Origin of the sequence: Pseudomonas sp. Pdm06 (genome assembly GCF_014851795.1) — a bacterium.
Classification (GTDB): domain Bacteria; phylum Pseudomonadota; class Gammaproteobacteria; order Pseudomonadales; family Pseudomonadaceae; genus Aquipseudomonas; species Aquipseudomonas fluorescens_AA.
Genome location: NZ_JACVAH010000028.1, coordinates 39,392 through 49,158, shown reverse-complemented (window position 1 = coordinate 49,158; position 9,767 = coordinate 39,392). Strand labels below are relative to the sequence as shown.

General features: G+C 59.5%; 7 protein-coding genes, 1 pseudogene and 1 riboswitch. Of the genes and pseudogenes, 3 read left to right on the top strand and 5 right to left on the bottom strand.

The window, feature by feature from the left end; all coding sequences use genetic code 11:
• Positions 1–479: 479 nt before the first annotated feature.
• Positions 480–1,067 (bottom strand): hypothetical protein, encoded by a 588-nt coding sequence (locus IB266_RS30150; RefSeq protein WP_192264383.1) that lies wholly within the window; start codon positions 1,065–1,067, stop codon positions 480–482.
• A gap of 3 nt (positions 1,068–1,070) precedes the next feature.
• Positions 1,071–1,514: a DUF3592 domain-containing protein gene (locus IB266_RS30145; RefSeq protein WP_192264380.1), complete on the bottom strand. Its 444-nt coding sequence runs from the start codon at positions 1,512–1,514 to the stop codon at positions 1,071–1,073.
• 145 nt (positions 1,515–1,659) lie between these two features.
• Positions 1,660–1,855, top strand: a riboswitch (cobalamin riboswitch).
• 140 nt (positions 1,856–1,995) lie between these two features.
• On the opposite strand from IB266_RS30145, the gene IB266_RS30140 reads away from it, so the two are divergent.
• The 3 genes from IB266_RS30140 to IB266_RS30130 are packed head-to-tail and all read left to right on the top strand — an operon-like array spanning position 1,996 to position 4,810.
• Positions 1,996–3,009 carry an ABC transporter substrate-binding protein gene (locus tag IB266_RS30140; RefSeq protein ID WP_192264377.1) on the top strand — a complete coding sequence of 338 codons (1,014 nt, stop codon included), beginning with the start codon at positions 1,996–1,998 and terminating at the stop codon, positions 3,007–3,009.
• Positions 3,006–4,022: a FecCD family ABC transporter permease gene (locus IB266_RS30135; protein ID WP_060740642.1), complete on the top strand. Its 1,017-nt coding sequence runs from the start codon at positions 3,006–3,008 to the stop codon at positions 4,020–4,022. Before IB266_RS30140 ends, IB266_RS30135 begins: the two co-directional genes overlap by 4 nt.
• Positions 4,019–4,810, top strand: a complete 792-nt coding sequence (locus IB266_RS30130) for an ABC transporter ATP-binding protein (protein WP_192264373.1) — start codon at positions 4,019–4,021, stop codon at positions 4,808–4,810. Before IB266_RS30135 ends, IB266_RS30130 begins: the two co-directional genes overlap by 4 nt.
• A gap of 49 nt (positions 4,811–4,859) precedes the next feature.
• Here IB266_RS30130 and IB266_RS30125 read toward each other — a convergent pair whose 3' ends face one another.
• From IB266_RS30125 to IB266_RS31335, 3 genes and pseudogenes are all read right to left on the bottom strand, one after another.
• Positions 4,860–7,085 (bottom strand): OsmC domain/YcaO domain-containing protein, encoded by a 2,226-nt coding sequence (locus IB266_RS30125; RefSeq protein WP_192264370.1) that lies wholly within the window; start codon positions 7,083–7,085, stop codon positions 4,860–4,862.
• A gap of 51 nt (positions 7,086–7,136) precedes the next feature.
• Entirely contained in the window at positions 7,137–7,949 is an 813-nt protein-coding gene (locus tag IB266_RS31340) for a methyl-accepting chemotaxis protein (protein ID WP_404942838.1), read from the bottom strand.
• 111 nt (positions 7,950–8,060) lie between these two features.
• Positions 8,061–9,083: pseudogene (locus IB266_RS31335) on the bottom strand (HAMP domain-containing protein); the annotation flags it as partial.
• Between the last annotated feature and the right edge of the window lie 684 nt (positions 9,084–9,767).

Genomic DNA, 9,767 nt, shown 5'->3' with positions numbered 1-9,767 from the left:
CGGCCACTGCAAATCCCTGTGGGAGCAAAGCTTGCTCGCGATAGCAGTGGATCAGCTTGCATCTGCGTTGAATGTACCCTCGCCTTCGCGAGCAAGCTCGCACGCATTGGGTCGCTGACGATCTACAGATTTTCGGCCACTGCAAATCCCTGTGGGAGCAAAGCTTGCTCGCGATAGCGGTGGATCAGCTTGCATCAGCGTTGGATGTACCGCCGTCTTCGCGAGCAAGCTCGCTCCCACAATGGGATCGCACTAGGACCGGAAGAGCCAGGTCGGCTATAAGGCCGCCTCGCGAGCAAGCTTTGCTCCCACAGATCTGACAGGTGTACGAGCGGGAGAGCCAGGCCGGCTGTCAGGCCGCCTCGCTTTTGATCTTGATCTGGGGCGCCCCGTTAACCACGCTGGCCGAACGCAGGCATTGTGGAGTGGGCATCCCGGCATGCATGCCGGGATAGCCGTGGCATTACTCCACAATCCGACTAGAACAGATAACCGATGTAAATCGCAGCGCCACCACCGGCCTGCAGGCCAGCGTTTATACCGGCCATGACCACCGCCCCCTTGGCCGACTTCGCCAGCCGCTGGTTGACCAGGGTGGCAGCGATGAGCGAGGTCGCCGGATTGGAACTCAGTGCCATCGACAACGCCAGCAACTTGGGATCAAGCCCGAACAACAGCGCCGTGGCCGAGCCGCCGATTCCCAGGCCCACCCCTACTTCGGTGTACATGCAAGGTCCGGTGATGTCGTCACTGGTCAGGTCGCGAGCGACCAAGGCATCGCTGACAAACACCTTGCCGGTGCTGGGAAACGCCTCCGCCGCGCCGGCCGCAGCCACACCCTTGCCCTTGATCTGGATATTGATCTTGCCGAAACGCGGCAGCCGCGCGCCAAATCCGGCACCTACTCCAACGCCGCCGTAGCGGTAGCTGACGTCCTCGCCCTCGGGCGAACGCAGGATGATCGAACCGCCACTGCCCGCCACCATGACCACGGTCAGACCGCCGCCGCTGGCGGTCTGATACTGCCAGCGACTTTCATTGACCGGGATCGGGATGTTGTAGCTCATACGTTAAAGTCCTTTATGTGAATGAACCGCACCGCGACCGCGCTGACGGATAGCTTTTGCCAGACCAACAAGCGTGAACACCAGACCGATAAGACCCAGGACCCCGGAAGTGCCCCACAGCGCGGCCGAGTCATCGACGATGGCGCTGTTGGCAGGCTGCTCGGGCAGGTAGTGCACCCGCACCGGCTGACCCTGCTGATAGCCGAAAATGAAGCCGCCCTGGGGGTAGGAGATTTTTTCACCACTGCTCGTAGTGAAGGCGATCTCAGGATGCGAACCACCGGCATTCAAGTGGCTGACGATGCCATCGGCGGTCTGTGCGCGGTCGAGAAACTCGCGTCGCTCAAGCGTGAGATTGATGGCAATGCTCAACAAACCGATACCAATCAGGGCAAACAGCAGGCCCAGCAATATCTTCCCGATGTGTGACGGGGTGTAGTTAGCCATGGTTTGTCTCAGTGTTCGTCCATGAAGAGGGCGACCAGAATAGCAAGAAGCGGCGCTATGCCGCACCTCCCGAAAATCATTCCCGCAATCGTACGATGCCAGGGGAAGGCCTCCCAGTGGCGAGTGGTGATAAACACCCTGATCGACTACCATGCCCAGCGCCGGTTCCCCCACGGGACTAATAGGGAATCCGAGATGCCTCGCACGGCATCAAACGGAACTGCCCCCGCAACTGTAGGTGCTGAGTCTGCTCCTCAATGGCCACTGGGATCGCCCCGGGAAGGCTGGAGCCAGGCGATGACGCATCAGTCAGGAGACCTGCCGGCCAAGTCAATCACTAACCGGCGGGGTGTCCGGGAAGGGCATCCTTGCGTTGCGCGTCACTGGGCCGATCGGCACTTCAGTGCTTCAGCGGCAACGTTCGATGATGTGTTTTCCAGTCCGTCCCCTGCTCCGTGTACGGTCAACTGGAGTTTGCATCATGCTGCTGCCCCGCCTTACCTCCCTCGTCATTGCCCTGGGTCTGCCGAGCCTCGCCCACGCGGCCCCGACTCAATACCCCCTGACCCTCGAGAACTGCGGCAGCACGCTGACTTTCGAGCAATCGCCCAGTCGCACCGTGACCATCGGCCAGGCCGGCACTGAAATGCTCTATGCCATGGGGTTGAGCGACAAGGTGGTCGGCACTTCGCTCTGGTTCAACGATGTGCAGATGAAATACAAGGCGCAGAACGACAAGATCGAACGCCTGGCCGATAACGAGCCGAGCTTCGAGGCGGTGATCGGCAAACGTCCGCAACTGGTGGCGGTGGAACTGGAATGGATGGTCGGGCCGCAAGGCGTGGTCGGTACCCGCCAGCAGTTTCACGAACTGAAGATCCCGACCTACCTGATGCCCTCCGATTGCGAAGCCAAGGATAATCTGGTCGGTGCGGACGGCACGCGGCTGGAGGCGTTTCGCATCGACAGCATCTACAAGAGCATCAGCCAGTTGGCTGAAATCTTCGACGTACAGGAGCGTGGCCAGCAGTTGAACGCCCAACTCAAGGCCAGCCTGGCGAAGTCTATCGCCACGGTGCAGGCCAAGGATCTGAAGCAGACGAGTGCGCTGTTCTGGTTCTCCAGCGCCAGTCTGGACATCGACCCCTATGTGGCCGGGCACAAGGGCATTCCTGACTTCATGCTCAGTACCCTGGGCGTGCGCAACGTGGTCGAGTCCGATGAGGAATGGCCGACCGTCGGCTGGGAAACCATCGCCAAGGCCAACCCAACCTTCCTGGTCATCGCCCGCATGGATCGCCGACGTTTTCCGGCTGATGACCATGAAAAGAAGCTGCAATTCCTGCGCAGTGACCCGGTGACCCGCAATATGGACGCGGTGAAAAACAACCGCATCATCATTCTCGATGCGATGGCCATGCAAGCCAGCATCAGAATGTTCGACGGCCTGGAAACCCTGGCGACGGCCATCAGCGGCTACGACCTGCCGAAATGATTCCGACGCTGATTCGAACGTTGCTGGCGTTGGCGGCGCTGCTCCTGGCAGTGATTGCCGGCGTGGCCATCGGCGAGACGAGTATCGAGCCGAGTGTGGTGTTCCAGGTGCTGGCCAACAAACTGTGGGCCGCAGGTTATGCCCTCGACCCGATAGACGAAGGCATCGTCTGGAACTACCGGCTGACCCGTGCGCTGGTGGCGGCGGCCTGCGGTGCGGGCCTGGCGACCTGCGGGGTGATCTTGCAATCGCTGTTGCGTAACCCGTTGGCCGATCCTTACCTGCTCGGCATCTCCGCCGGCGCCTCGACAGGCGCGGTACTGGTGGCGCTGCTGGGCATTGGGGCGGGGCTGATTTCGTTGTCGGTCGGGGCCTTTGCCGGGGCCGTTGCCGCGTTCGCCGTGGTCGTTTTGCTGGCCCGTGCCAGTCGCTCACCCGCTGGCACCGGGCAGATCATCCTGGCCGGGATTGCCGGCTCGCAGTTGTTCAATGCGCTCACCGCGTTTCTGATTACCAAGTCCGCCAGTTCCGAACAAGCTCGCGGCATCATGTTCTGGTTACTGGGAAATCTCAGTGGGGTCCGTTGGCCGTCGGTGTGGTTGTCGGTGCCCGTGGCATTGATCGGTCTCGCGGTGTGCCTGTGGCACCGGCGGGCGCTGGACGCCTTTACCTTTGGCGCCGACTCGGCCGCCTCCCTTGGCATTCCGGTACGCCGGGTGCAATTTCTGCTGATCAGCTGCGCGGCACTGGTGACAGCGGTGATGGTGTCGATTGTGGGCTCCATCGGTTTCGTCGGGTTGGTCATTCCCCATGCCGTGCGTTTGTTGCTGGGGACCCGGCATGCGCGCCTGTTGCCAGCAAGCGCGTTGGGTGGCGCGGTGTTCCTGATCGCCGCCGATGTCTTCTCGCGAACGCTGATCAAAGGCCAAGTCATCCCGGTCGGCGTCATCACTGCACTGGTGGGTGCTCCGGTGTTCGCGTTGATCCTGATCGGTCGGAGAAATGCCCGATGAATGCCGTCACCTCTGTTATCGGCGAATCCGTGCTGAGTTGTTCCGCCCTCGGGTTCCATGTGCGGGACGCCGAGTTGTTGCACGATATCCACCTGGACATCCGCCGAGGCGAAACCCTGGGCCTCGTCGGGCCCAACGGTTCGGGAAAATCCACACTGCTCAAACTGCTGGCGGGCGTGCGCGCCCCCAGCCGGGGCGACATTCAGCTCAACAACCAGCCCCTCAAGACGCTGGCACGGCGAACCGTCGCGCAGACCCTGGCCGTGGTTGAGCAACAGGCCGACACACTGGATGCGATCAGCGTGTTCGACGCCGTTGCCTTGGGCCGAACGCCGTGGCTATCAGCCTTGAGTCCGTGGTCAAACGAAGACGCCGCCATCGTCCAGCAGGCGCTGTGGGACGTCGATGCGGCGCACTTGAAAAACCGCACCTGGCACAGTCTGTCCGGCGGTGAACGCCAACGCGTTCACATCGCTCGGGCCCTGGCCCAACGCCCGCAGATTCTATTGCTGGACGAACCCACCAATCACCTGGATATCCAGCATCAGCTCGCCATCCTGAAAGTAGTGCAAGCGCTACCTGTCACGACGGTCATCGCCCTGCATGACCTGAACCAGGCGTTGACCTGTGATCGCCTGGCGGTACTGGAACGGGGCCGGCTGGTGGCCCTCGGCAAACCACTGGAGGTGCTGACCCCGCAACGCTTGCAGGATACGTTCGGCGTGCACGCCCATTACCTGATCGACCCTTTCGACGGCGCGCAGATCCTGCGATTTCGTTCCGTTTGACTGAATCTCGGGGTTCGGAAAAAACCGAACCCTATGCAAGTGCTCAGATTCAGCCAAGCGACGGGGCGAGCCCGGAAGATAAAGCCGACACATTGGCCCGCGCCGCGTGCAGTTTTTTGTAGCTGTCGATCAGGCGCAGGTGTCTATCGAGACCCTCCAGCTTCATGCTGGTCGGCGTCAAGCCATGGAAGCGCACGCTGCCGTCCACCGAGCCGATCGCCGCATCCATCCGCTCGTTGCCAAACATCCGACGGAAATTGGCCTCGTAGTCTTCCAGTTCCAGGTCTTCGTCCAGCTTCATCTCCAGCACCACATTCACGGCCTGGTAGAACAACCCGCGCTCAACCGTGTTGTCGTTGTACTGCAAGAAGGTTTCCACCGCTTCCTTCGCCTCTTCGAACTGCTGCAGGGCCAGATAGATCAGCAGCTTCAACTCCAGGATCGTCAACTGGCCCCAAGCCGTGTTGTCATCGAACTCGATGCCGATCAAGGTGGTGATGTCGGTGTAGTCGTCCAGCTCGCTTTCCACCAGACGCTCGACCAGCGCTTGCAGTTCGTCTTCGTCCAGGCGATGCAGGTTCAGGATGTCGGCGCGGAAAAACAGCGCTTTGTTGGTGTTATCCCAGATCAGATCGTCCACGGGATAGATTTCCGAATAGCCCGGCACCAGGATGCGGCACGCTTTCGCGCCGATATGCTCGTAGACCGCCATGTACACTTGCTTGCCCATGCCTTCGAGGATGCCGAACAAGGTCGCGGCCTCCTCGGCATTCGAGTTTTCACCCTGGCCGGAGAAGTCCCACTCCACGAATTCGTAATCTGACTTGGCGCTGAAGAAGCGCCACGACACCACGCCGCTGGAGTCGATGAAGTGCTCGACGAAGTTATTCGGCTCGGTCACCGCATGACCTTCAAACGTCGGCTGGGGCAAGTCGTTGAGGCCTTCGAAACTGCGGCCCTGCAACAATTCGGTCAGGCTGCGTTCCAGCGCCACTTCCAGGCTCGGGTGTGCGCCGAACGAGGCAAACACACCGCCGGTACGCGGGTTCATCAACGTGACGCACATCACCGGGAATTCGCCCCCCAGGGAGGCATCCTTCACCAGGACCGGGAACCCCTGCTCTTCCAGCGCCTGAATACCGGCCATGATTCCCGGGTACTTCGCCAGCACGTTGGCCGGTACATCCGGCAGTGCGAATTCACCTTCGATGATCTCGCGTTTGACCGCGCGCTCGAAAATTTCCGACAGGCATTGCACCTGAGCTTCGGCCAGCGTGTTACCGGCGCTCATGCCGTTGCTCAGGAACAGGTTTTCAATCAGGTTGGACGGAAAATACACCACCTCGCCGTCCGACTGGCGCACGTACGGCAGCGAGCAGATGCCGCGCTCTTCATTACCCGAGTTGGTATCGATCAGGTGGGAGCCTCGCAGCTCGCCGTCGCGGTTGTAGATGTTCAGGCAGTACGCGTCGAGGATTTCCGCTGGCAGCGCATCTTTACGGCCAGGCTTGAACCAGCGCTCGTCCGGGTAATGCACAAACGCCGCGTTGGCGATGTCTTCGCCCCAGAACTGATCGTTGTAGAAAAAATTGCAGTTCAGTCGCTCGATAAACTCGCCCAACGCCGACGCCAGTGCGCTCTCTTTGGTCGCGCCCTTGCCATTGGTAAAACACATCGGCGAGTGGGCATCGCGAATATGCAGCGACCACACATTGGGCACGATATTGCGCCACGAAGCGATCTCGATCTTCATGCCCAGGTCCGCCAAAATGCCCGACATATTGGCGATGGTCTGCTCCAGCGGCAGGTCCTTGCCGGCGATATAGGTGCCGGCTTGGGAAACCAAGTTCGGCATCAGCAACGCCTGGGCATCGGCGTCGAGGTTTTCCACCTCTTCAATGACAAACTCAGGCCCGGCTTGCACGACCTTCTTCACCGTGCAACGGTCGATGGAACGCAAAATGCCTTGGCGGTCTTTGTCGCTGATATCCGCCGGCAGCTCGACCTGGATCTTGAAGATCTGGTTGTAGCGATTTTCGGGATCGACAATATTGTTCTGCGACAGGCGAATGTTATCGGTGGGAATATTGCGTGTCTGGCAATACAACTTCACAAAGTAAGCCGCGCACAACGCCGACGAAGCCAGGAAGTAATCGAACGGCCCGGGGGCCGAGCCGTCGCCCTTGTAGCGGATAGGTTGATCGGCCACCACCGTAAAGTCATCAAACTTGGCTTCAAGTCGAAGGTTGTCGAGAAAGTTGACCTTGATTTCCATACGGGATTACCAGCATCACGAGCAAAAAATAGGCGGCCATTATCCGCTTTTTCAATCGGAAGTCTTGTGCTTTAGCCCACCCCTTTTGACTTTGAAACGTCCCAACACACGCTGCATCAGTGAGGCTCGCTCCGAAAGATCCTTGGCCGCCACCGCGCACTCTTGCGAGTTGGACTGGTTTTTCTGCGTGACTTCATCGATCTGTTCCAAGCCGATGCTGGCCTGCTGCAAACCCGAAGCCTGCTCGCTGGAGGCCTGGTAGATCAGCGAAACCAGGTTGGAAACCGCGCTGGTTCCATGAACGATGTTTTTCAGCGATTCGGCGGTCCGGCCGGCGATGATCATGCCGCGCTGGGTCTTGCTCGATGAATCGGCGATCAATGCCGCCGTCTGCTGGGCGGCCTCGGCGCTGCGGGCGGCCAGGCTGCGTACTTCGTCGGCGACGACGGCAAAACCGCGCCCAAGCTCACCCGCCCGGGCGGCTTCGATGGCCGCGTTCAGCGCCAACAGATTGGTTTGAGCGGCAATATTGTCGATGGTGGTGATGATCGCGGTGATGTCCTTGCCCGAGTTATCGATTTCAGCCATCGCGGCAATCAGCTCGCTCATCAACTTATCGCTCTCCCCCGCATCGGCCCGTGATGCCTGGGATTGCTCATCGGCTTTCTTGGCGTTGGCGGCGTTATCCCGGGTCTGCGCAGCCATTTGCGTCATCACCGCGCTGATTTCGGTAATGGACGACGCGGAGTTCGACGCACCATCGGACAACGACTGGCTCAGATCGGTGACCTGCGCCGAGCTGCCGGTAATCTGGGTGGCGCTGGTCTGCACCTCGGAAATCAGTTGGTTCAGGTTGCTGACCATCTTCTCCAGTGACTTGCCAAGGGTATCGTGGGGCGACGACAAGCGGACCTCCAGGTCCAGATCACCTTCGGAAATACGCTCGGCCACCCTCACCTGCCGTTGCAGGCTTTCGGACATGTCATTGAGTGCGGCAGATAGTTGCCCGACCTCATCCTCGGATTGCTGCACCAAGCGGCGCGAAAAATCGCCCAGGCTGATGTTGGCGGCCAACGCAGCGGCCTCGCGGATCGGCCCGACGATTTTCGCCGTGGCGAACCAGAGGGCGACCAACGCCAACAGGGAAATGCCCAGCCCTACCGACACTTGCCAGATGCTGTTGCTGATACTGCGCGCTTGCAACTCCTGCTCCAAGGCGATGGCCTGGGCCATGACCACGGCCTTGGGCAAACGAATCAACACCGCCCAGGGCTTGCCTGTGCGACCGAGGGCAATGGGCATCAGCACTTCGATATTCTGGGTTTGCGGATTGAGCAGGCCGTCACCCCGACCGCCCTGGATATCGCTGAGCACTTTTTCCCAAGACTCAGGCAACAGAGCCTTGATGGATTGCCCGATCAGGTCGGTGCGCTGGCTGTCCGCGACCACCAAGCCCTGGTTACTCAGGATCGAAACCGTGCCTTTGCCGCCGTAGAGCTCGGCAGACATCTGTTCGCTGAGTTTCTGGATAAAGGCGATATCGAAGTCAGCCCCGACCACACCGTAGAATTTGCCGTTGGCCACAATTGGCACCGACAGGGTGGTCAGCCAGACGTTCTTGCCCTGGACCACATAGGGAATGGGATCGAGCACGCTCTCCTTCAGGGTGTCGCGCGGGCCGCTGTACCAGCCGCCCTTGGGCACGCCGTTGGGATGACGATCCGGGGAGTCATACTCGACCAATGGCTGCACCGCGACATGACCGTCGGCGCTGCGAGTCCAGTAAGGCGTGAAGCGTCCCGTCAGGGGATTATTGCCATCGGTAGCATTACGGAACGCCGGATCCTGGCCGTCCAACGCATTGGGTTCCCAGCAGGAGTAGGTGCCGTTGAAGTCCGGGTTATCCTTGAGGACGCTGAGCAATACGCTGTTGATCTGCTCACGCCCCAACGCCAAGGGACTTTGCGCGGCCTTGCTGGCGGCAAAGGTGTTGGCCATGGTGCGGGCGGCGTCCAGCGCATTCTGCAGCTTGGCCTGGATGGCATTGGCACGGGACTCGGCCAGGTTCTGGATTTCCCGGATCGTTGATTTTTCAACCAGCCCCGAGACTTCGGAAGCGACGAATTGCTCATTGGTTCGAGCGGTAAAGAGCCCGTAGACAACCAGGCTGATGGATGAAACAAACAGGCAAATGCCTGCCGTGACACAAATGCGTGCCTGCAATGACTTGAACTTCATATCATCCCCTGCCTGATTCTATTTATTGCCAACGCTAAAGACGACGGTCTCTAACTTGTGCACGACGCGGCAAATAACAATCGATCACGGCTGTTTACGCTGTCCACAAGACAATCGCCTTGAAAGGGCACAGCGATACAGCGCTTTATAAGTATTTGAATCGTGGCAGGTTGGGGCGTAAATCCGCTCTATCCGCCTGAAAAGCAGCTAGAGGTATTCAAATCAAGAACCGAAGGCCTTAGGTGCCAGGGCAATAAGGGCGATAGGTGGAAAGAATGCGCGATCCCTGCTTTTCCAGTAACCCTGGGGTTACGCTTGAACAATTTCGCAGAATCCATTCAGACCAATAACCACAGCCACAAATTAACACGGTCGAGTTTTATACAAAATCGAACTTAGGCGTTATACAAAACAGTACTTTGGTCGTAATTCAACATCGACGCA